Genomic DNA, 22,279 nt, shown 5'->3' on the forward strand with positions numbered 1-22,279 from the left:
AGGAATTTTGTGATGTTTGTAAGAATGATCCCGTTCTTGTTTGTCGTGCTATGGGCATCTGGTTTCGTTGGCGCAAGGTTTGGCTTAATGTATGCGGAACCTGCCACGCTGCTCACGCTGCGCATGGTGGCGAACGTGGTGCTTTTTATTGGTTTGCTGTTATTGCTCAAAAGGCGCATTCCGCGTGGTCGCCATTTGTGGCATTCCTGTATAACGGGCGTGTTGATTCATGGTTGCTATTTGGGTGGAACCTACCAAGCGATTTCTTGGGGAATGCCAGCAGGTTTAAGTGCTCTGCTGGTGGGGACGCAACCCATTTTGACTGCGCTGCTGCTGGTTTTTATGAGTACAGAGCGCTTTAATCTGGCGCAGTGGTTAGGGTTAGCTCTTGGGTTTTCTGGGATAAGTCTCGTCTTGATGGGTAACATTGAGTGGCAATCGGAAGTACACAAATGGCCTGCCATTAGTTTGTGTTTGTTATCTCTGCTCGGCATCACGCTCGGCACCTTATATCAGAAAAAATTTTGCCAAGGTGTGGATATGATTGGCAGCGCTACCGTGCAATATGTGGCTGCGTTATGCCTATTTTTACCTTGGGCTTGGAGCTTTGAAACCATGCAAGTGCAATGGACACCGACCTTTATCATGACACTGGTATGGCTGGTTGTGGTGCTGTCATGTGTCTCTATTTTATTGCTGTTGTATATGGTTGAACACGGTGCGGCCTCAAGTGTGGCTTCAGTGTTTTATCTTGTACCGCCAACCACCGCCATTCAAGCATGGCTTGCTTTTGATGAATCATTGGATGGGTTTGGTGTTGCGGGCTTCTGCCTTGCCGTTACGGCTGTTTATCTGGTGGTGAAAAAGCCGAATCTGCTGAGAAAATTGGCGAAACCGGTATTTGAGCGTTCATAAAATTCACCCCTATAAATCGAACTTAGAATGGGGTGCTCTGCTGGTGGTCGGGTAATAAATGGATAATTTCTGACTCGCGGCGGCACCTAATGACTTTGCCAATTTTTTCAGATTGATCTTAAGCGATGCACTCAAAAATGCGCTGCCCTTCCTCTGTTTTCCTAAAATATTTTACTGTGTCATCTAGTTTTAAACTAAGTGAAACACAACTGTCATATTTGCGTCCTAAAGTGAGTTTCGTTCAATACACAACGGCAATAAAGCCTCTTAAGGATATTTGTGATGAAAAAGACAGTAATCGGTGCAATCGCTCTTTTAGGTGCATTGGCAGTTAACCCAGTTTTTGCAAAAGAAACCATTTCTGCTGTTGGCTCTAGCAGCGTAACGCCATTGATGGAAGTTTTCTCTGAAACATATATGAAGAAAAACGCGGACGTGTTTATTGAGGTTCAAGGCCCTGGTTCTTCTGCCGGTATTAAAGCCGCTAAGAACGGCAGTGCGGATATTGGTATGTCTTCACGTGGCCTAAAAAGCTCAGAAAAAGAAGCATCATTAGTTGAAGAAAAGATCGCGCTTGATGGTATAGCGGTGGTTGTGCATCCAAGCAATAAAGTAAAAGGGTTGAGTGCTGAACAAGTCTCTGCTGTTTACCGAGGCGAGATCACGAATTGGAAAGATGTCGGTGGTGAAGACAAACCTATCGTTGCAATTACTCGCGATACCGCATCAGGGACTCGTGGTGCATTCGAAGAGATTATGAAACTGACAAAAAAAATCTCAGACAAGACGGTATCTGCTATCTCTCAACGAGCTCAAGTAGCTAACGGTAACGGCAGTTTGAAAACTATGGTTGCGTCTAACCCTTATTCCATCGGTTACATCTCTCTTGGCACCGTTGATAACACGGTTCATGCCTTAGCGGTAGACGGTACTGATGCATCGGTAGATAACGTGAAAAATGGTTCATACAAAGTGGCTCGTCCTTTCCTTGTACTGTACAAAAAAGGCCAACCATCCGCTCAAACGCAACAGTTCCTTGATTGGATGCTAACGCCTGAAGCTCAAAAACTCGTTGCAGAACATCACTATATCGCAGTGAACTAATTGACTCTCCCATTCGACTTGAAGTTGCAGCGGCGTTGTTTCGTTCAGCCCAATCACATGCTTTATCCATGTGGATGGGAATTCACTGACTTGCTGTTTAGCCGCCACTTCAAGTTGTTTGGGGAAATAACTTTAAAAGTTTGCTTAGTCCATTGTTGGGGCTGAGCCTTTTCTATCCACGTCGATTTAATCGAATAGTGAGATTGATACTATGACCATCGCAACAAATAGTGAAAAGCTTATGAACAACGTTTCTACGCAAGCTTCCAAACGTGCACTTCGTGCTAAAAAGCGTGTGGACTGGAAAGAGCGCATTTTCCACGGGTTGTTTCTTACCAGTGCCATTATTGGCATTGTGTCTCTTGCCATCATTGCCTACTTCATTTTCCGCGAAAGTATTCCCGCATTTCAAGAAGTGGGTATCTCGGGTATCGTCCTTGGACAAGATTGGTTGCCGCCAGCTCTGTATGGTGTGGCAACTATGATTGTCGCTTCTGTGGTTTCAACGTTTGGTGCGGTTATCGTTGGTGTGCCTGTGGGCGTACTCACCGCTATCTTTATTGCCGAAGTCGCACCAAAACGTGTCGCGAATATCATTCGCCCAGCCGTTGAATTGCTCGCTGGTATTCCTTCCGTGGTCTATGGTTTCTTTGGTCTTGTGATTATTGTTCCTTTGATTCAGGACATTTTCCAAGTTCCTGCGGGCAATACCATTCTCGCGGGCATTATTGTGCTTGGTGTCATGATCTTACCGACGGTGATTACCGTGTCCGAGACTTCTATTCGCGCAGTCCCTCATGCGTACAAAGAAGGTTCTTTGGCATTAGGTGCATCCAGTATTTTTACCATCTTCAAACTGCTGGTACCGGCAGCTCGTTCCGGAATTATGACCGGCGTCATCTTAGGAATTGGGCGCGCGCTCGGTGAAACCATGGCCATTATTATGGTGATGGGCAACGCGCCAGCGATGCCTGAAGGTATTTTAGACTCAGCACGCACGCTGACAGCCAATATTGCGATTGAAATGTCTTACGCAAGTGGTGTTCATGCCAGTGCGCTTTATGCAACAGGCGTTGTGCTATTGGCATTCATCATGATCTTGAATGCCACATTGCTCTATTTAAACCGTGAGAGAGCGAGATAATAGTGATGGATACAGTAAAACTAAAACGTGCCCGCCAGCTAAAAGATAACGTATTGAAAATATCTATTTGGATTGCGGCCGCTGTAACAGTCGGCTTCCTATTTTGGATTATCTGGTACATCCTTTCTAACGGGCTACAACACGTAGATTGGAATTTCGTTACTGACGATTACACCCGTACTGGCAATGAACACGGGATCTTCCCGATGATCATATCGACGATTTATATGGTGATCGCTTCTATTTCGGTGGCCGCCCCGTTGGGTATTATGACGGCGATTTATCTTACCGAATACGCCAAAATCGGTAGCCGCTTGGTGAAAGTGATCCGCTTTTGTACCGAATCTTTGGCGGGGATCCCCTCCATTATCTTTGGTCTATTTGGCATGACCTTCTTTGTGGTGATTCTAGGCTTAGGCTTCTCTATTTTGTCGGGAGCGCTAACGCTCAGCATTTTGATTTTGCCTGTGATCATTCGGACCACAGAAGAAGCGTTGATGGCCGTCCCCCAAACTTATCGCGAAGGTTCTTATGGTCTTGGAGCCTCAAAAATATACACCATTTGGCGTCTGATTTTGCCAAGTGCAATGCCCGGCATCCTTACGTCAATTATTTTGAGTATTGGTCGTGTTATTGGTGAGTCGGCCCCTGTGTTTTTAACCGCAGGAATGGTGGCACGTATTCCAGATTCATTGCTCGATTCAGGCCGCACCCTAACCGTTCACCTTTACAAGCTCACAACAGAGCTGTTCACGGTTGAAGAGTGGAATCAAGCCTACGGCACAGCAACCGTGCTGATTGTGGTTGTGCTACTGATCAACATGGTGACGAAGCTAATCGCAAGACGATTTAATACCGCTTCTTATTAAGCAGAGCGTTGGGCGCGATTTACAGAATTTTGAGAGATAACAAGAATGAACAAATTTAATATTGAAAACCTAGACCTTTTTTATGGCGATAACCAAGCGCTAAAATCAATCAACCTGCCTATTCCAACTCGTCAAGTGACAGCGCTGATTGGCCCTTCTGGCTGCGGAAAATCGACTTTATTACGCTGTTTGAACCGAATGAATGACCTCATTGAAGGCGTGACTATCACCGGTAAATTGGCGATGGATGGGCAAGATATTTACGGCAATATTGATGTTGCAGATCTGCGTATCAAAGTGGGAATGGTGTTCCAAAAGCCAAATCCGTTCCCAATGAGTATTTATGAAAACGTGGCGTATGGGTTACGCGCACAAGGGATTAAAGATAAAAAGCACATCGATGAAGTGGTTGAGCGCTCATTGCGCGGCGCGGCGTTGTGGAATGAAGTAAAAGATCGCTTGAAGTCGCATGCGTTTGGTCTCTCTGGTGGTCAACAACAGCGTTTGTGCATCGCACGTACGATAGCGATGGAGCCGGATGTGATTTTGATGGATGAACCAACGTCCGCCCTTGACCCGATTGCAACACACAAAATTGAAGAATTGATGGAAGAGCTGAAAAAGAATTACACCATCGTTATTGTCACGCACTCAATGCAGCAAGCGCGTCGTATTTCTGATCGCACGGCGTTTTTCTTAATGGGGGAATTGGTTGAACACAATGATACACAAGTGATTTTCAACAATCCTAAAGATGATAGAACCATGGGATATGTCAATGGCGATTTCGGCTAATCACTTATTGCAGCGACTAACCTGGAATAATAGCGGACTCATTATAACTATAAAGCGATGGTAACTTTGCCCCTCATACAGAGGGGCTTTTTTGTAGAAACTTCATGGCATACATATTCTTATCCGCAATATGTATTAATTGATTAATATTGGCTGAATCTTTAGGAAAAGAGGCAATACCAATACTGGTTGAAAGCTTTGCTCCCACTCCATTATCCACGAAAAAATTCTCTTTAAAACACGCTTTAATGTGGCGTTGCATAATGCTCAGTTCCATCGCATCTACGCTATGGATGATCAGGGCAAACTCATCACCCCCCATACGAAATACCGAATAATCAAAGGTTGGAATCGAATGTGTTAAGCGAAACGCTACTTGCTGCAACACACTGTCCCCTGCTTTATGACCATTTTGGTCGTTAATGGGCTTAAAGCCATTTAAGTCGAGAAGAAAGAGAGAGAAGGGGTTGTTGGTAGAAATTTGATTCAGCTCTTCAAACATCGCAAGGCGGTTTGCAAGTCCAGTTAGAGGGTCAGTTAACGCTAAGGTACGCTGAGCAACCGCTTCTTTATGAAAAATATAGCTAACTAAGCCAATGCAACCCAGCATCAAGAACATCAGTAGAAATTGTACCTGTGTTAGCCTATTTGCTTTTTCTTTTTGCTCGAGATAGATAGGGCTTTGCAGTTGAAAGTTTTGGTTTACATAGCCGATAATCTGGTCGTAAATCAAGTGGGTATGTTTTTCAAATACAGCCAATGACTTTTGATCTTTAACGGCCAGCAATAAGCTTTCTAATATTTTGAAATCATCAAAGTTGTTCTTAAAGAAATGCTGGGAATCCGTTCTGCCCATAAAATTATCCGATTCCTTACTCGTTAGAATCAAGTCAAAACGGCTCCAAATCAGCTCATACTGCAGCCAAGTGTGCGATCTCTTCTCCTGTGAATCTAAGTAATAAGGAATCGAAGCAACCAGCTCAGAATACTCCTTGGTGAGCTGGAATAAATACCAAGTTGCATAGTTACGTTGGTCGGTATAGGAGTTGGCTAAAGAGCGTGTGGTCGAAAGTATATACAAATTAGCGACGATCAAGGTGGCTGACAGGACAATCAACAGTGTTTTTGCCCGGTATAGAAAGGGGTGTAAAGTGCTGTGTTTTGTAAAATTCATTATTTACCGTGAATCAATAGTTTTTCTAACTGCCACACCATTTGGGTGTAATAAATGCCATTGTCTATTTGTGGATATTTATCTAGATTGTAGATCAGCCAAAACGGCCCCTTGTTTCTTATTTTCATTTCATCGCCATTCATGTGATAAGCAATAATGGGTTCATAGCGAGTTAAGTTTTCAATTGCAATATTAGCGGCGTAATCATTAATGGCCAAAAATGATACAGAAGAAACCTGTCCAACTTGCAAATGATTAATTAAATCAATAACTTTAAAACCAGTGAAAGTATTTTCTTTTGGTAACCAAGGAAGCTGAGTCGTGAAGGTTTCACGAGGCAGTATCTCTGCCAATTGTGCAAGAGAATAAGTAACCCGATCTTGGTTTGGGAGGGTAATAGTTAAGCTTGCAGCATGAACAAATAAGCTGAAAAAAATAAGTGGTAAAGCGGTTATCCATCTCATCATAAACTACCTTATTTACTTCTGCTTTTTTCTTAGAGCATAGGCTAAAAGTATAAGGTGATAATTTAATCAATGAAATTATTTTCTATTTATATTTCTGTTAATTTGGTCGAATCAATCTTTAGTTTAGAACAAAAAAATCCCCACATAAGTGGGGACTTGCATATTGAAATGTTATTAGTGCCGTTACTGCTGCATTGTTTACTAAAAAATGAGATGTGCTACACCAGCTATCACTGGCAGTGTAATGAGCGTACGCAGAATAAATATGACAAACAGCTCAAGGATGTTGACAGGAATTTTGCTGCCTAACATTAATGCACCCACTTCAGACATATAGATCAACTGAGTCACTGACATGGCCGCAATCACGAAACGTGTCATTTCATTATCAATGGAAGCCGCAAGAATCGCGGGAATAAACATATCCGCAAAGCCGACCACAATGGTTTGAGATGCTTGAACAGCCTCAGGTACACCAAGTAATTCTAGAAAAGGAATAAACGGTTGGCCCAATACAGAAAATACAGAGGTGTATTCTGCAACAATCAGAGCCAGAGTACCCAAGCCCATCACGACAGGTAGCACACCAAACACCATATCAACAGCGTTACGCATGCCTTCAGCGAAGATCGATTTTGCAGATTTAACTTGGCTTGCTTTCGCCAGTGCTAATTCCATCCCCCATGAGAACGAGGTATGGCCGCTTGGAACTGCATCGGCATCTTTAGCTGGAGAGGTACCATCAATATAAGTGTTCTTTTTGAAACTTAATGGTGGCAGGCGAGGAATGATGATCGCTGCAACAAAGCCTGCAAGGCAAATGGTGCCATAAAAAGGTAGGAACAGATGCTCTAGCTTAACTTGCGCAATAACGACTAAGCTGAAGGTAATTGAAACGGCAGAAAACGTTGTACCAACAATAGCGGCTTCACGCTGTGTGTAGAATTTGCTTTCGTACTGTTTGCTGGTCAGCAAAATACCGACACTACCATCGCCCAACCAAGAAGCCATGCAGTCGATTGCGCTACGGCCTGGAAGGTTGAAAACTGGACGCATGATTCTGCTTAATAAACTACCAAATAGCTCCAGTAGCCCGAAGTTAAGCAGTAAAGGCAGCAAAAGCCCTGCAAAAATAAATACAGAAAATAAAGTGGGTAATAAACCCTCAAGAACCATACCGCCAGTGTTTTCTTCCCAGATAGCCTTAGGGCCGATTTGGAAAAACGTCATGATGACGGCGATACCACCAAATACACGGACGGCTAACCAAAGAGCCGATGGATTAAAAAGCCCATTTAAGAAAGGACTCTTTGTAATGAATGCAGGTTGAAAAATTTTACATAAAATGGAAGCTGCAGACATAAAGGCGATGATCACTGTCACTATTGCAACAAGGTAATCGCCCAAAATAGCTTGGATAGATTTAGCAAGGACGGCAACTGGAATGGTTAAGTCACCTTGGTAGCTAATTGGTGCCATAAACAAAAATAGACCAATTAACGAAGGGATGAAAAACATCCAAAAGCTACTTTGTGTTGGTGCTACAGGAGCTTCAATAGTTTGAGCGTTATCTTGCATGTCGTGTCTCGTATTACTGCGGGTCAATAGTCACCAACTGGTGGCATAAAAATGCACTAAATAGCTCTATTTAGTCATTGCAGGCAAGAATATCTATTTTTAAGATGGCTTGCAATACTATTCATTAATCAAGGTTAAGTATTCAAACAAAAGAGCTGTTATTCTCAGATAACATGGTCATTTGTTTTGTTATTGTTGCATTGGTTAATAATCTGTTGGTGGTTGAGGCGTGCGTTTTAAAAAGAGTTAAGGAGGGCTGAGGAAAATTGGGCGGTTAAGGTAAGAGGGACGGGTCAGTCAAAGGCCTTTAACCGTAGGCTAAAGGCCAAAAATGTATAGGTCCAATGAGCTTTATTGAGCTGTACTGATATTCAAACGTTGTAGGCTAACGCTGAGCGCATCATCGAATTGACTAAAGAAATTATCTTCACCGACCAAATCAACAATCCCCGCTTTTTTCAGTTTCATTGCAACACGAGTATTTGCACCAGAGATCAACACTTGCACATTCTTTTTATGGAAGTTTTCGATCATTTCCTCAATGGATTGCAGGCCAGTAATGTCCATAAATGGAACCCATTTAAGGCGAATAATTAAAATTTCTGGCTGCTCTTGAATGCTGCTCATCACACGCTCAAAGGTTTCAGCCGCAGCAAAGAAAAATGGGCCTTCTAAGGCATAAACGGCGAGCTCTCTTGGTAACTGAGTTTGCCCATGACGAAGCAGCTCAGCACTGAGCTCATGGTGTGTACTGGCTTTTACCTCAACACTAGATGCCATACGTTTTACAAAGTGAAGGGTAGCGATGATCACCCCGATGTTGACGGCGACAACTAAGTCAGCAAACACGGTTAATCCAAAGGTTAGCAACAAAATAACCACATCGGCTTTGGGTGCACGTTTAACCAATTTAATAAAGTGGGGAACTTCACTCATGTTCCATGCTACGACGAACAAAATCGCACTGAGTACTGCCAGTGGAATATTGACGGCTAATGGTGCAAGTGCAATAAGGATAATGACCAGAGTGAGCGAGTGCACCACGCCCGAAAGTGGGCTTGTCCCCCCGTTGCGTATATTGGTTGCAGTACGTGCAATGGCGCCTGTTGCTGCAATACCACCGAAGAGAGGAGCAACGATATTAGCGATACCTTGGCCGACTAATTCTTGGTTTGAGTTGTGTTTGGTGCCCGCCATACCATCAGCGACCACCGCCGAAAGCAATGATTCAATCGCACCTAGCATGGCAATCGCAAAAGCAGGGCCAATCAATAGAATAATTTGAGAGAAGCTAACTTCTGGAAGCGAAAACTCTGGCAGTCCTTGAGGTATGCCTCCAAAAGCCGATCCAATCGTGCGGATCCCTTCAAAGCCAACAAAATATTGCAACACGGTAACTGTGACGAGAGCAAGCAGTGGCCCTGGCACTTTCGAGAGCTTCGGGATCTTAGGACCGAAGATAACCAGCGCGAGTGAAAATAATGCAAGGCTTGTGGTGGCCCAATCCATCTGCGGAAAGGCATGGAAAATAGACACTAATTTTTGATGAAAATGCTCACCTTCGATTTTGGGGAGGCCGAAGAATTCTTGCCATTGCCCAACCCAGATGATGACACCGATACCGCTGGTGAAGCCGACGATTACGGGGTCAGGAATATAGCGGATGATGCTACCGAGTTTTGCGACCCCCAGAACCAATAGAATCACACCGGCCATCATAGTGGCTATCTGCAACCCACTGACCCCATACTGGCTAACAATTCCAGCGAGTATCACGATGAAAGCACCCGTTGGGCCGGCTATCTGCACTCGCGAGCCGCCAAACAGTGAAACGATAACGCCTGCAATAATGGCGGTGTATATCCCTTGCTCCGGTTTCACGCCAGAAGCAATAGCGAATGCCATCGCCAGTGGCAGAGCGACAACCCCTACAATCAAACCTGCACTGATATTATTTAGCCACTGTTTTGGTCGTAGCAGACCGGCTTTATAGGATTCATATACGGCAAACATAATTGATAACCTTATTGAAAATAGGGGAAAATAGAAAGCGCGGTGGATTCTACGCTCATTTAAAATGCTGTAAAGAGGGGTGAATATTCAACGGAGGTTATAAATATAGTGGTTCGGCGGCGGAATTTTTACTATTTAGAGTTGTGGATGTGAGTCTATTTTCTTATGATTCACTAGGTAGGATGTTTTTTATACAGAGATGGAGTTTGTGATGATTAATAAACGTTTTTTTAAAACAAAAGAAGAAGTCGAAGTGACCTTTGAAGTGGACGTCCCAGATACGGCTGGCAATGTTGCGATAGTAGCGGACTTTCTTGACTGGCAACCAGAACCGATGAAAAAGGTGGCGAAAAGTAATAGTTTTAAATTTAAAACCCGTTTACCTAAAGATGCTGAATTTCAATTTCGTTACTTGTTGGATGACCAACAATGGGTTAACGATCCTAGCGCTGACCAGTACATTGCCAATGGTTTTGGCGAAGAAAATAGCCTAGTGACGACTTATCAATAGGTTGTTGATAAATCTTGTGAAAGCGTGAAATATGATTAGGACAGTACTCATTTTTACGTGTAATTGTTGATTTATTATAAGGCACTCCGGTGCCTTTTTTGACCATAGAATCACACGATATAGGTGACTTTTGAAACAGAAAGTCTTAATCTTGAGGCTCTTTTGACTTAATCCACAGGATAGATAGTGCTTCCTCGTTCTCTCATTCTGCGCTTTTCTGAGCTTTCACTTCCAAAAAAAGCGTCGATTATTGGCCTACCGATTGTCGCGGCCATCGCATTTTCCTCGTCTATTCAGGATAGCTCCTTACAGCGCCAAATTGAGCTCTCTATTACCGAAACTCAAATTGTTCAGTCGATTTTATCTGATGCTATTGAGGTAAAAAATCTTCCGGATTTTGAATATGAGATTAAATCTGGTGACAATTTAAGTACTATCTTTAATCAACTTGGCTTTGGTTACCAAGACTTGATGAAGATTATGGAAACCGATTTAAACTACCTCGCATTGGATACGTTAAAACCTGGCAACATCCTCAGGTTTTGGAAAGCGCAAAATGGAAATGCGCTTTCCAAAATGGAGCTAGAATTTAGCCTAGTCGAGCGCGCGGTATATTCACGTTTAGATGATGGTACCTATGAGTTTCAAGATGTTAAAATACCGGGTGTATGGAAAGAGTTCGCCATGGTTGGCGAGATCCAAGGCAGTTTTTCTCAGTCGGTCAATTCGATAGGGTTAGGCAGCGCTGAGATAGAACAGATCGTCTCTTTACTTAAAGATAAACTCAATTTCTCTCGTGATCTTAGGGTTGGCGATCGATTTGAAGTGGTTCAATCTCGTCAATTTGTCGGTGAGAAATTGACGGGCAATCGTGAAATCCAAGCGATTAAAATCTACAGTCGAGGCAAAGACGTTTCTGCTTATTTACACCGTGATGGGCAGTACTATGACAAAAATGGTGATAGTTTACAGCGCGCATTTCAACGCTATCCGACGACAAATAAACGCATTACCTCTAACTTTGATGCGCATCGCCTGCACCCAGTCACAAAAAGAGTGGCTCCGCACAATGGTACTGATTTTGGTGTACCAGTCGGTACTCCGGTATTCTCGACTGGCGATGGTACGGTGATCATGACGCGTAAGCACCCTTATGCGGGTAATTACGTGGTGATACAACATGGCAGTACTTACAAAACACGCTATTTGCATTTGAGTAAAATTTTAGTGCGTAAAGGTCAGAAAGTATCGCGAGGTGAGCGGATCGGTTTATCTGGGCAATCGGGCCGAGTCACTGGGCCTCATCTGCATTATGAGCTGATGGTTCGAGATCGCGCAGTGAACGCCATGACCGCCAACATACCAATGGCAAACTCAGTGCCTAAAAAAGAGATGGCGGGGTTTGTTGCAAGGCGTAATGAACTCGATTCTATGCTTCAGCAGCAAGAACTGCGGTATGCCACCAGTGAGTCTTCGGCTGACCAAGAGTCTTAATGTGATAGCATAATGGATATTAGTAATCCCTCACTTTCAGAGTGAGGGTTTTTTATGCGCGCCGTACATGGCTCATGTTGTTCCAGTGAGTCACGATAGAGTGCGGTGTTTCTGGCTTTGAAAAATAGTAACCTTGGATCTGTTCACAGCCCATAGCATAGAGTTTCTCCAGAGCTTCTTGGTTCTCCACCCCTTCTGCGACGAGATCAACCCTAAGTTGATTTGCCAATTGAATAATCAACCAAACTACACGCTCTGCTGTTTCGTTACACACCATGTTTTTGATAAAAGTGGCATCAATTTTAATGCAATCGATGGGGTAGCTATGGATGTAATTCAAGCTCGAATAGCCAGTGCCAAAGTCATCAAGCGCGATGGTAAAACCAAGTAGTCTGAGCTTATCTAAGATGTATCTAACTTCACTGGTTTGTGAAAGTAGTACTGTTTCGGTGAGCTCAATTGTGAATTCATTAGGCTCAAAGCCGTATTGAGTAATGGTTTGCATTAAGTGTTCGAGATAGCGCTTGGAGTTGATCAGTTCATGTGCCGAACAGTTAAGTCCTAATTTTACCTTGTAGCCTAAGCCCTCCTCTAGCTCAACTTTTGCTAGGCATGCCAGCTCAACAATGCGTTCTCCTAATTCCACAATTAAACCTGACTGCTCAGCAGTATCGATAAACTCAATCGGTGAAATCGCACCCAGAGTTTCGCTATTCCAGCGAGTGAGAATCTCAAAATAGTTCCACTGTTCTTGGTGACGACTGACGATCGGTTGCGCCACCACAAATAGTTCACTATTTTTACTGGTTAACTTATTGAGTTCACGGCGTAGAGCTTCTGTGATTTGGGTTTGACGATGGTATTGGTCACTCAGATGGGTATCATAGCAACGGATATTACTACCGCGAGTTTGCTTACACTCTTTGAGTGCTAAACAGGCATTGAGAATCAGTTGATCGGCCGTGATTGTCTCTTGAGTTTTCCTTGAAATGCCAATGCTTAAGCTAATTTTAATGCGATGTGATGCATCGACATAACCTGTATTTAGCTTATCCAATATACAGCGGCAGATTTGCAACGGATCATTAGAGAAGGTGATAAACGCATATTCATCCCCTGCGATTCGAAATGCCAAATTCTCTTCCGGAACGCTTTTAATGATGGCATTAGCCACAAACTTAATGATTTGGTCGCCAATATAGTGCCCATATAAGTCATTGATCGATTTAAAATTATCGATGTCTAAATAAGCAAGAGTAAACGGTTCATTGGTTGTTTCAACTAAGCGTTCTAATTTGTCAGCTAGATAACTGCGGTTCATTAAATCAGTCAGGTTGTCGTGAGAAACTTCATAGCTAAGTTGATTAACCAAGCTGTCAGAGCGTTCGCTCAACCACTTATTGCGCAGGCTGTGAACGACTATGTTAGCAATGATTCGGTGGTAGCCAATCACGAATTCCTCATCTTCGATGGGAGAATAGAAGGTAGACACGAGCATTCCGAGTATTTCGCGATTCTTGGCACGTAGGGGAATACCGATATAGGCATCAATCTTATTTTCAATTAGAAACTTGTCATCAGGAAAAATTTTGGTTACTTGTGATGGAAACAGACAGTATTCCTGTTTTGATTTCCACACTTGCTCACACGGTGTTCCCCTGAGCGGATAACCCGTGTCGTTGTTGTCTGGCGTCTCACCAGCATGAGATAAGGTGTGAGCTCTGTAATGCCATTTGTCTAACTCGACGATGCATGTACAGCAGGTTTGAAAATGTGTATGCAGCACCAATGTGGCTCGATCATGTAACTCAGAGCCATCGAGCAGCATGAGCTCGTTAATGGTGTTTAGACTAACTGCATCCCTAGCCAATGATGTTTTAGTCATATGTCGTACTCTGTTTTTTTAGAATATGCACTTAGTGACTATGGTCGACATTGCGCAGTTTTGCCACTCGCAATGATGGGTGCTTGAGACGTAAAAAATAAAATATTGGTTATTCAGCGGCTTAGTTGCAGAGTTTTATGAGTACTTTTTTGTCTAGGATAAATTTGCTCTGGTGGACAATTGTGTGATGGAAATAGACGTAATCCCAATTTAGTTACCTAGCTTCATTCGTTAATTTTTCTTTTAAGTAGTTGAGAAATAAATGAGTTCGAGTGTGTTGATAATCAAGTTTAGGGTAATAAGCGTAAACCGTTGCTTGATCAACGGTGATATCGAGTAGCAAACGTACCAGATTGCCCAAACGTAGCTCTTCTTTGACCATCACGTCGTTGGTGACAATCACTCCCATGCCATTTTTGCCTGCATAGAAAAGTGCTTCTGGATTGGTTGTCGCGAAATTACCCGATAACGATAGGCGTTTGCCCGTTGAGGTTTTTAATTCGCGTGTTGTGTGTTCTCCCCAAATCAAGACATTGTGCTGTTGAAGCTGTTCGGCAGATTTGGGCATACCATATTTTTCAATATAGTTAGGAGAAGCATAAAAGCCGGCCTTATGTTCAAATAGGGGTGAGGCTTTAAAACTGAGGGAGTTGAGTTGGTCAATTTCTCGGCTGATGAATAAATCAAGGTGAAGTTCGGGCAATTGCCCCGGAGTTGTTGTGGTCAGTTGGATTCGAATGTCAGGGTAGCGCTGTAGAAATTCATCTAAATACTGCACCAAAAATTTTGAGCCCACAGAGAGTGTCGCCCCAATTTTTAGCAGGCCAGCGGGAGTTTGGCTGACAGAGCGTGTTTCATCAACCACCGATTGCCAACTTTCAAGTTGTGCTTTTGCTCGCTCATAAAAGAGAGCACCCGCTTCGGTTTGTGTCACCGTTCGTGTGGTGCGCTTAAGTAACTGCACGCCAATTTTCTCTTCCAGCCAATGTACTCGTTTACTGATGGCTGAGCTGGTGGTATTGAGCTTACGTGCCGCGCCGTTAAAGCTGCCTTCTTCAACCACTCGCATGTATGTTTTAACATTTTGTATCCAATCCATCGTTACCCTACTCATTCCTCATTGGAACTAATTCATTTCCTGAGTGCTTTATTATCAAATCTGAGTTGCCAATATATACTGAAAACGTATTTTGACACCACATCTACCGACGATAAGAGCTCACTTAGCAACCCATGAAAACTCTCGCTAGCACACCATTTAAAAAGACGCCGATGTTATTGGCGATGATGATCATTGCCACGGGCCAAGTTGGGGTGAGCATCTATTTACCTGCACTGCCATTGATCAGCCGAGACTTAATGGTTGACCAAGCCAGTATTCAATGGCTCGTCACGCTCTTTTTAGTGGCGTTTGGGATGTCACAGCTTTTTTACGGGCCATTGTCTGATGCGGTTGGTAGACGCCCGACATTTTTACTCGGGCAGGGGATCTATTTGGCCGGTACAGTATTGTGTGTCTGTTTTTCGGATAATTTTCATGCGTTGGCTGCTGGTCGCCTACTGCAAGGGCTTGGCGCGGGAAGTGCTTCTGTTCTTGGCCGCAGTGTGCTGCGCGACAGTTATGATGGTCTGCAATTAACAAAGGCACTTTCTTACATCGCCATCACCGCCTCAATTATGCCAATTATTGCCCCTGTGCTCGGTGGGTGGCTTGCCTTTCATTTAAGTTGGCAGTCCGTGTTTGTGTTCGTATTAATGTATATCTGTACCATTTTTATTTTAGGTTGGTGGATATTGCCAGAAACGTTGCCATACGCGAAACATCGGTTTCAACCTAAGGCCGTATTGCATAACTACTTGCTACTCTTGAAAAATTCCCAAGTGCTGACCAGCGCCAGTTACAACTGGATCAGCTATTTATCTAGCTTAGTGACTCTGTCGGTGCTGCCTTTTCTCTTGCAAAACAAGCTGGGGTTAACGGCCGCCGATTATGGAACCGTAATGATCGTCCCTTCCGCGGGTTTGATGATAGGCAGTGTTGCCGTTAACTTACTCAATGATCGTTTTTCATCCCAACGTTTACTTGCTTTGGCGATTGTCATTATGGCTTTTGCCGGTGTTTGGTTACTGATAACACCGATGAGCGTGTTCAATTTAGTGTGGGGATTTACTTGGTTAACGATTGCGCAAGGTATCTCATTTCCATTATCCACCAGCATGCTGCTCGGGCCACACAAAACTCAAGCGGGCTCCGTTGCGGCTCTATCTGGCTCCATTCAAATGTGCTTAGCTGGATTCTTAGGAGGATACTTGGTGGAAAGATGGATCACGAGTCAGATGTCGCTAGGCTGGTTCTATTTAGCAACCAGTTGCGCTATGTTTTTGGTGTTGTGTTCTTCCTATCGCTTACGTCAAACCAAATTCGCTTAATGCTTGTTTATACCCTTCCGGTTTGAAGCGGTTTAAGTCTAGTGGTGCATTGGCAGCGTACATGTCGGCACAAGAGAAATAATTTGAGGTATAATCTCGGCGACATTAATTCGACGGAAAAATCAATGCAACAAGATGAATTTCAAGCATTAGTCAAAAGCTTGTGCGAGCAAAAAACACTTCCTCAAGCGTTAGATATGCTGAAAGTATTTGAAGATCAAGATATTGCTGAAGCAGCCTTATCGTTAGTGGGTCAGTTTGCTTTAGCCGAAGTGGATGGGGAGCAACGCATTTACCACGTCGTGTTGCAAGAAAATGAGCAAGGTGAAGAAGAAGAGTTTGTCGAACACATTATGAATGAAGGCGATGACGTTATTAAGTTTGTTGCTTGGTTTTTTGAAACCATGTTTGAAGTTAAGCAGAAAGAAACTTACTTGGCTGCTGGTAAAACCTATAAGCAGCCTAAACGCGGTTAACTGAAAATTAATTACTTTATTTTGTGACTCGGGTCTTGTTTTTGTTCTTTTTTGGACTAATATACACCTCGTTAGGTAAATAAATTACATGTTGAGGTGATTCATGGGTTATGAATTAGGTGGTGCTTACGTTGGTCAACTGATCGCAAAAAAAGCGATGTATGATGCAATGCATGGCAAACCACAAGCAAAGAAAAAGTCTTTCATTAAAACGCTAGTGAAGAAATTCAGCAAATAGTGAATGCCTAAGAATCAAAAAGCCCTAGCTTGGTAACAAGCTGGGGCTTTGCTTTATTTACTGGGGTAAAAATGACTGTGCAAATTCGTCCACCATTCGTCCACAAAGAGCCCGTATACCATTACTGACTAAAGAGTCGGCGGTTTCTGAGGCGTCAGTACTTTTTCTTCTAAAGTAACCAGATGCTCTGGGGCACTACTGACTTTTTTTGGTTAGCCAATCTTCCAATTTATCACACCCGCCGATATAGCGGCTTTCTAGCCAAATTTGTGGCACGGTGACGGGCGTTTTTTGACCGATGATGGCTTTAACTTCTGGGATCATCCGGTACAGCGCCGCACTTTCTTTGACGACATCATGATAGGTGTATTGAATTCCCGCTTCATCCAGCAATTTCTTTGCTTTTACGCAGTACGGGCAAGTGGCTTTTCCATACACAATATTGCCAGTTAACTCGTCACGTTGTGCCCATTCTTTGATCACCGATTGAACCAAAACACCTCGATTTAACGCTTCTCCTTGGCTGATCACTTTACCTTCAACGACCAATATTGGGGCGTGCCATGCGCCAAGTTTCAAGGGTTCCCACCAGTACGATAGCCAGTCTTTGACTTCTAACTCGATGGGAATGCCCTCCAGTTCATTGTTGAAGGTGTCAGTCAAAATGTCCTTGGTGAGCGTACACTCGCCGCAAGGGATGGTGACTTTAAATGGGCCCCAACTTCCAGCCCATCGGTATAGTGTGATTTTTATCGGTTTTGCCATCGTGTTTTCCTCAAGAAGCATTGCTTAGAGAATAGGAAAGAGTTGAGTGACTTTTTATTTCAACGCGAAGATTTTTTTGTTTCCCAGTGAGTAATAAAGGCCACTGAAGCGATAATGATGGCAGCGCCAAGCCATAATCGCCCGGGTGGTGCCCAGCCAAACACTAACCAACCCGCCAAAACATTCAGTGGCAGCTTCGCGTGATCAAAAGGTTGCACAAAAGACGCATCTGCCACCGCATAGGCTTTAACGATCGCCCATTGAGCCAGTGCTGTCATCGCACCCGCAAAAAGCAATATGAGCCATAGAGTGCTTCCTTGAGGTGTTTGCCAATCTGGTAAAGCGAGCAGTAGATTGAACGGTGTGATCAGTACTAAAAGGTAGACCACCATAGTAGACGGTGAGTCATGGGCAGACAGTTTTTTCACCATCAAAGAGTAACAAGCCCAAAAAAATGCCGCGCCAACAGGCAGCAACGATGCCCAGTTGAAATCGTCAGCCCAAGGTTCAAGGATGATCATCGCCCCGACAAAGCCAGTTAATGTTGCTCCCCAGCGCGCTGTACCCACTTTCTCTTTTAAAAAAAGGCCTGAGCCAATCGTGGCAAACAGAGGAGAGGTCATCAGCAGTGCAATACCTTGCCAAATGGGTACGGGATAGGCGAGTGCCCATAACCAGAGTTGTATGCCAATCACAGATAAAAACACACGGAAAATATGCATGCTTAAATGCTCGGTGCGCAGCGAGTAGCGGATCCCTAACGTTGATAAATACGGCAAAATAACGACTAACGCGATGGCATATTGAACCAGCGCCACCGTGGTAGATGACAGGCCATAATTGATACTGGCGGCTTGAGCAAGGCTATTGACTATCGCAAAGGCGAGGCCTGCGATTAGCATCCAACTTGCCCCTTGGATTGGGTGGTGAAGTATTTTGGTCATAGAGAAGAGGGTTATAGAAAAAGTCGTTGAATCATACTGACTTATCAGCGTTAAACCAATCTCTGAAATGAATGGAGTGGTTCAATAAATTTGAGCAAGTGTTATCCCTGCTGATTTCCACTTGTCTGAAACGCCAAACATTTTGCGTATGGGCTGTGGTGATGGGATAAAAAAAGCCCTCTAAAAAGAGGGCGAAAGAACATGAACGGCCAGTGCTCTGCCTTAGCACTGAAAAGAAGCACAAACGCTGCCATGCATTTGTACTTATTCCATAGCAGGTTGTGTGCCACCTTTAACTTATTGAAAAATAGTGAACTTATATTGTTGGCTCTGTTAAGCATGGTCTAGCCTAGTGCAATGTGTTTCATTGTGGTGCAATACCGGCAAATAAAAAAGGCCAAGCGAGTGCCTGGCCAAAAGGACAAAATCCTTAGGGAGTATATGCGTTCGTATAATTAAAATTAGAAGTTGTAACGTAGGCCTAGGCGAATAGAGTCTTTTGCATCATACGCAGTGCCGAGGTCTTTTTTATCTAGGTTGTTCATTTTGTAGGCAACGTAAGTGTAGATTGACTTATTGAAATCATAACGCCCTGTCAACTCAGCAAAATCACTTTTCGTCGTTGTGACGTTTGCAGTTTCATTTTCCGTTTTTTGATACACCCCAATCAAGCGGAAGTTACTTGTGATTTTGTATTGCGCAGCAAATTCAATCCCGTTGAATTCGCTCTTCGCTTTATCGTCCAAATCCCCTTGTGTATAGGTCAGGCCTAAGTACAAATCGTCCAACGTGTAATTCACACCGGCAATAATTTGATTCGCTGCACCTTGGCCTGTGCCATTATCGTTGCTTGCGTAGCCCAAGCCTAAACCAAGGCCGATAGGTAAGTTATAAATTGCAGAAAGACCAAAGCCATCGGTGTCTTTTTCTTCGCCTGCAATAAAGCTTGCTTTCACATTGAGGGCATCAAATGTAGCTGCGTAGAGGAAGGTGTTGTTGATTTGCTCATTACCTGCGTTGATGAACTCTTTTTGAGCGCCAGTATAAGTACCGATGTCTGACATTTGAGAAATTTGCACGCCAGCCGTATCTTGGCGGCCGACAGAAATAGCACCAAAATCAGCTTGTAAACCTGCAAATAGGTAACGTTGGTTGAAATCAGAATTCTTATCGTTGCTGGCGGAGGAATTAACCGTTTGCTCTGCTTCATAGGTTGCAAAACCTTTCAAAGAGTCAGAAATTTCTGTTGAACCTGCAATGTTCAAACGCGCACGGCTTTTGTTTTTCATCGTGCCTTCAATTTCTTTGCCTTTGTCATCACCACCGAAATCGCCACGAAATTCTGCACGTCCACCAACTTTAAGCTCATTTCCATCCGCTTTGTAAACGGTCGCAGCAAAAGAAGAACCTGATACCAATGCTGTAAGAATTGCGGTTGCGATTGTTGCTTTTTTCATTTTATTTACCTTATCCATAATCAATGAGCTTCAGTGCTCGAACGGTTTGATGTGAGTAAAGTAGATGTTTTAAATGAATGTTTAATTACTGATTCATGATGTTTACATGTTGTTTTTATTGATGATTTATTAAAAAGAATGTTATGTAGTGATGTTCAAAATAGTCAAGGTGCCATGAATTTTGAGTCGAAGATCTTACTTTTATCTAATGAAGATGCAAATCCATTCACTCGCGCTGTAGATGAGGTAAACTCGACGATCTTAGTCATCTCAAGGAAGAGTATATGTATTCGGTTCGTTTGGATAAACAGAAGATAACCCCGTCTAAAGTGTTGTGTGTTGGACGGAACTATATTGAACATATTCAAGAGCTTAATAACACAATACCAGAACAAATGGTGGTATTTAATAAACCCAATACGAGCATTACAACCACTCTATCCTCGTTTCACCAAGAGACGCTTCACTATGAAGCTGAAATTTGTTTTTTGATCAAAAAAGGTCAATATAGCGCGGTTGGTTTGGGGTTAGATCTGACTAAGCGGGTACTGCAATCTCAGCTTAAAGCAAAAGGTTTACCTTGGGAGCGGGCGAAAGCATTTGACGGTTCAGCAGTACTTAGCCGATTTGTGCCACTGCATGGTATCGACATCAATAAGTTGCAGTTAGAGCTATTCATCAACTGTGTTCGGGTTCAGTGCGGCGGTGTAAACCAAATGATCTATTCACCCGCCATCATTTTAGAAGAGCTGAAATCTTACACATCACTGCGTGATGGTGACGTTGTGATGACCGGAACGCCACAAGGAGTTGGAGAAGTGCATTGTGGCGATCTCTTTTTAGGGCGTCTTAAATGTGGAGAGCAGACCTTAATCGAGATTGAATGGCTAGCGCAATAAAACTGATTTGCGCTATTTGGGCTGCGGTTATTATCAGTATTCACCGCAGCCTCTGTCTTTAATGGGCTAAGAGCGTTAAATTTAGCAAAAAGAAAGTCGCCATGCTGATGATCGTGGTCAGCAGGACATTCTTGGTTTTCCATGCAATCAGCCCCGCTAATGCTGCGGCCCACAAGTAGGGATTATGGCGATCAAGCCAAAGTGTTTGCTCTGGCAGGAACACAATCGGAGCCCAAATAGCAGTTAATACGGCAGGGCTAGAATAAGTGAGTAAGCGCTGGATAACTGGGTTGAGACGCAGCGGTAATTTAGGCTCTAAGAACAGATAACGGCTCATAAAGACCAAAGCGGTCATGGCGAGGATCGAAAGCAGAATCATCGTTGGTTCCTCCTGCTCGAACAGAGTAAAACTTCAGAAACATAACCTGCACACATTGCGCCAATGCTTGCTAGCATTAAGCTACCTTCAACTTGCCAAAGAGTCAGGCTTACCGATAACACTAGGGCACTGATGACAGCAACGAGTATCGGTATGTTTTTAATGTTCGGAATGACAATGGCGATAAAAGTAGCCGCGACTGCAAATTCCAACCCCAACTCGTTTAAAGCGGGGATGTAGCTGCCCGCAATAATGCCGGCCAGTGTGGCCAAATTCCAAACTAAATAGAAGCTTAAACCCGCACCAAGCGCGTACCAACGGTTAAACTGTTTTTCATTTTGTTGTCCGCAGACAGCAAACAGCTCATCAGTGAGCAGAAAACCCAGAATTAAACGCCAACGTGTCGGGAGTGGGCTGATTTTGCTGCGCATGGAAACGCTGTAGAGAAAATGGCGAGAAGTGATGAAAAATGTGGTGATCAGCAGAGTCAACAGCCCTGCACCTGTTTTAAACATCCCCGTGGCGACGAGTTGCGCTGAGCCTGCAAATAAAACCGCAGAGAGTGCTTGGCTCTCTAATACGGTCAGGCCACTTTCAATCGCAAATGATCCCGCCAATAAGCCCCATGGTAAAACGGCAATACTCAGCGGTAGCATGGCCAGTGCGCCTTGCCCAAAGAGGCGACCTCGAGGTTCTAAATGTATGTGGTTCAATAGTGTGCTATCCATAGTAATTCCTTTGC

Annotated in this window: 22 protein-coding genes; 11 read left to right on the plus strand and 11 right to left on the minus strand. The window is 43.7% G+C overall.

Annotation, left to right across the window (positions count from 1 at the left end):
- Positions 1-12 precede the first annotated feature (12 nt).
- From NB504_RS09485 to pstB, 5 genes are all read left to right on the plus strand, one after another.
- The gene (locus NB504_RS09485) at positions 13-915 is read left to right on the plus strand and encodes a DMT family transporter (RefSeq protein ID WP_026027683.1); all 903 of its coding nucleotides are present in this window, start codon (positions 13-15) and stop codon (positions 913-915) included.
- Positions 916-1,197: 282 nt separating this feature from the next.
- The gene (locus tag NB504_RS09490; RefSeq protein WP_026027935.1) at positions 1,198-2,019 is read left to right on the plus strand and encodes a phosphate ABC transporter substrate-binding protein; all 822 of its coding nucleotides are present in this window, start codon (positions 1,198-1,200) and stop codon (positions 2,017-2,019) included.
- Positions 2,020-2,230: 211 nt separating this feature from the next.
- Positions 2,231-3,163 carry a phosphate ABC transporter permease subunit PstC gene (gene pstC, locus NB504_RS09495; RefSeq protein ID WP_017045968.1) on the plus strand — a complete coding sequence of 311 codons (933 nt, stop codon included), beginning with the start codon at positions 2,231-2,233 and terminating at the stop codon, positions 3,161-3,163.
- Between the two features lie 5 nt (positions 3,164-3,168).
- Positions 3,169-4,032, plus strand: a complete 864-nt coding sequence (gene pstA, locus NB504_RS09500; protein ID WP_026027681.1) for a phosphate ABC transporter permease PstA — start codon at positions 3,169-3,171, stop codon at positions 4,030-4,032.
- 45 nt (positions 4,033-4,077) lie between these two features.
- Positions 4,078-4,827 (plus strand): phosphate ABC transporter ATP-binding protein PstB, encoded by a 750-nt coding sequence (pstB, locus tag NB504_RS09505; RefSeq protein WP_013868112.1) that lies wholly within the window; start codon positions 4,078-4,080, stop codon positions 4,825-4,827.
- 73 nt (positions 4,828-4,900) lie between these two features.
- Here pstB and NB504_RS09510 read toward each other — a convergent pair whose 3' ends face one another.
- The 4 genes from NB504_RS09510 to NB504_RS09525 form a co-directional block, all read right to left on the minus strand.
- Complete coding sequence (locus NB504_RS09510; protein ID WP_258428731.1) at positions 4,901-6,001, minus strand: GGDEF domain-containing protein; 1,101 nt, start codon at positions 5,999-6,001, stop codon at positions 4,901-4,903.
- Entirely contained in the window at positions 6,001-6,468 is a 468-nt protein-coding gene (locus tag NB504_RS09515; protein ID WP_013868110.1) for a molybdopterin-dependent oxidoreductase, read from the minus strand. Before NB504_RS09515 ends, NB504_RS09510 begins: the two co-directional genes overlap by 1 nt.
- Before the next feature lie 201 nt (positions 6,469-6,669).
- A complete protein-coding gene (locus tag NB504_RS09520) occupies positions 6,670-8,046 on the minus strand; it encodes a YjiH family protein (protein WP_026027937.1) in 1,377 nt (458 codons plus the stop codon).
- A 351-nt stretch (positions 8,047-8,397) separates the two neighbouring features.
- Positions 8,398-10,059, minus strand: a complete 1,662-nt coding sequence (locus tag NB504_RS09525; protein ID WP_094149572.1) for a SulP family inorganic anion transporter — start codon at positions 10,057-10,059, stop codon at positions 8,398-8,400.
- 211 nt (positions 10,060-10,270) lie between these two features.
- On the opposite strand from NB504_RS09525, the gene NB504_RS09530 reads away from it, so the two are divergent.
- Positions 10,271-10,570, plus strand: coding sequence for an isoamylase early set domain-containing protein (locus NB504_RS09530; RefSeq protein ID WP_026028657.1), 300 nt, complete (start codon positions 10,271-10,273; stop codon positions 10,568-10,570).
- 186 nt (positions 10,571-10,756) lie between these two features.
- On the plus strand, positions 10,757-12,064 hold the full coding sequence (locus NB504_RS09535) for a peptidoglycan DD-metalloendopeptidase family protein (RefSeq protein WP_017050287.1): 1,308 nt from the start codon (positions 10,757-10,759) through the stop codon (positions 12,062-12,064).
- A gap of 52 nt (positions 12,065-12,116) precedes the next feature.
- On the opposite strand, the gene NB504_RS09540 is transcribed toward NB504_RS09535, so the two are convergent.
- Together NB504_RS09540 and NB504_RS09545 are read right to left on the minus strand one after the other, a co-directional pair.
- Positions 12,117-13,949, minus strand: coding sequence for a bifunctional diguanylate cyclase/phosphodiesterase (locus NB504_RS09540; protein WP_258428732.1), 1,833 nt, complete (start codon positions 13,947-13,949; stop codon positions 12,117-12,119).
- Between the two features lie 214 nt (positions 13,950-14,163).
- Positions 14,164-15,048: a LysR family transcriptional regulator gene (locus NB504_RS09545; RefSeq protein WP_258428734.1), complete on the minus strand. Its 885-nt coding sequence runs from the start codon at positions 15,046-15,048 to the stop codon at positions 14,164-14,166.
- Positions 15,049-15,182: 134 nt separating this feature from the next.
- Between NB504_RS09545 and NB504_RS09550 the strand changes: the two genes are divergently transcribed.
- The 3 genes from NB504_RS09550 (at position 15,183) to NB504_RS09560 (ending at position 17,093) form a co-directional block, all read left to right on the plus strand.
- Positions 15,183-16,379: a multidrug effflux MFS transporter gene (locus NB504_RS09550; protein WP_094163317.1), complete on the plus strand. Its 1,197-nt coding sequence runs from the start codon at positions 15,183-15,185 to the stop codon at positions 16,377-16,379.
- Positions 16,380-16,504: 125 nt separating this feature from the next.
- Positions 16,505-16,855 (plus strand): hypothetical protein, encoded by a 351-nt coding sequence (locus NB504_RS09555; protein ID WP_026027570.1) that lies wholly within the window; start codon positions 16,505-16,507, stop codon positions 16,853-16,855.
- Between the two features lie 103 nt (positions 16,856-16,958).
- Complete coding sequence (locus NB504_RS09560; protein ID WP_013868100.1) at positions 16,959-17,093, plus strand: hypothetical protein; 135 nt, start codon at positions 16,959-16,961, stop codon at positions 17,091-17,093.
- Positions 17,094-17,288: 195 nt separating this feature from the next.
- Here the strand turns inward: NB504_RS09560 and NB504_RS09565 are convergent, their stop codons facing one another.
- The 3 genes from NB504_RS09565 to NB504_RS09575 all read right to left on the minus strand — a co-directional run bounded on the left by NB504_RS09565 (position 17,289) and on the right by NB504_RS09575 (position 20,259).
- Positions 17,289-17,858: a glutaredoxin domain-containing protein gene (locus tag NB504_RS09565; protein WP_010320515.1), complete on the minus strand. Its 570-nt coding sequence runs from the start codon at positions 17,856-17,858 to the stop codon at positions 17,289-17,291.
- A 59-nt stretch (positions 17,859-17,917) separates the two neighbouring features.
- Positions 17,918-18,802 carry a DMT family transporter gene (locus NB504_RS09570; protein ID WP_258428736.1) on the minus strand — a complete coding sequence of 295 codons (885 nt, stop codon included), beginning with the start codon at positions 18,800-18,802 and terminating at the stop codon, positions 17,918-17,920.
- Between the two features lie 461 nt (positions 18,803-19,263).
- On the minus strand, positions 19,264-20,259 hold the full coding sequence (locus tag NB504_RS09575) for a porin (RefSeq protein ID WP_258428737.1): 996 nt from the start codon (positions 20,257-20,259) through the stop codon (positions 19,264-19,266).
- Between the two features lie 284 nt (positions 20,260-20,543).
- Here NB504_RS09575 and NB504_RS09580 point away from each other — a divergent pair, with 284 nt between their 5' ends.
- Positions 20,544-21,158: a fumarylacetoacetate hydrolase family protein gene (locus NB504_RS09580; RefSeq protein ID WP_013868096.1), complete on the plus strand. Its 615-nt coding sequence runs from the start codon at positions 20,544-20,546 to the stop codon at positions 21,156-21,158.
- Positions 21,159-21,216: 58 nt separating this feature from the next.
- Here NB504_RS09580 and NB504_RS09585 read toward each other — a convergent pair whose 3' ends face one another.
- Both NB504_RS09585 and NB504_RS09590 read right to left on the minus strand, forming a co-directional pair.
- On the minus strand, positions 21,217-21,537 hold the full coding sequence (locus tag NB504_RS09585) for an AzlD domain-containing protein (protein ID WP_013868095.1): 321 nt from the start codon (positions 21,535-21,537) through the stop codon (positions 21,217-21,219).
- Positions 21,534-22,265, minus strand: coding sequence for an AzlC family ABC transporter permease (locus tag NB504_RS09590; protein WP_094132304.1), 732 nt, complete (start codon positions 22,263-22,265; stop codon positions 21,534-21,536). Before NB504_RS09590 ends, NB504_RS09585 begins: the two co-directional genes overlap by 4 nt.
- Positions 22,266-22,279 lie beyond the last annotated feature (14 nt).

It is taken from the genome of Vibrio sp. RM-69-4 (assembly GCF_024743775.1).
Taxonomy (GTDB): Bacteria; Pseudomonadota; Gammaproteobacteria; order Enterobacterales; family Vibrionaceae; genus Vibrio; species Vibrio anguillarum.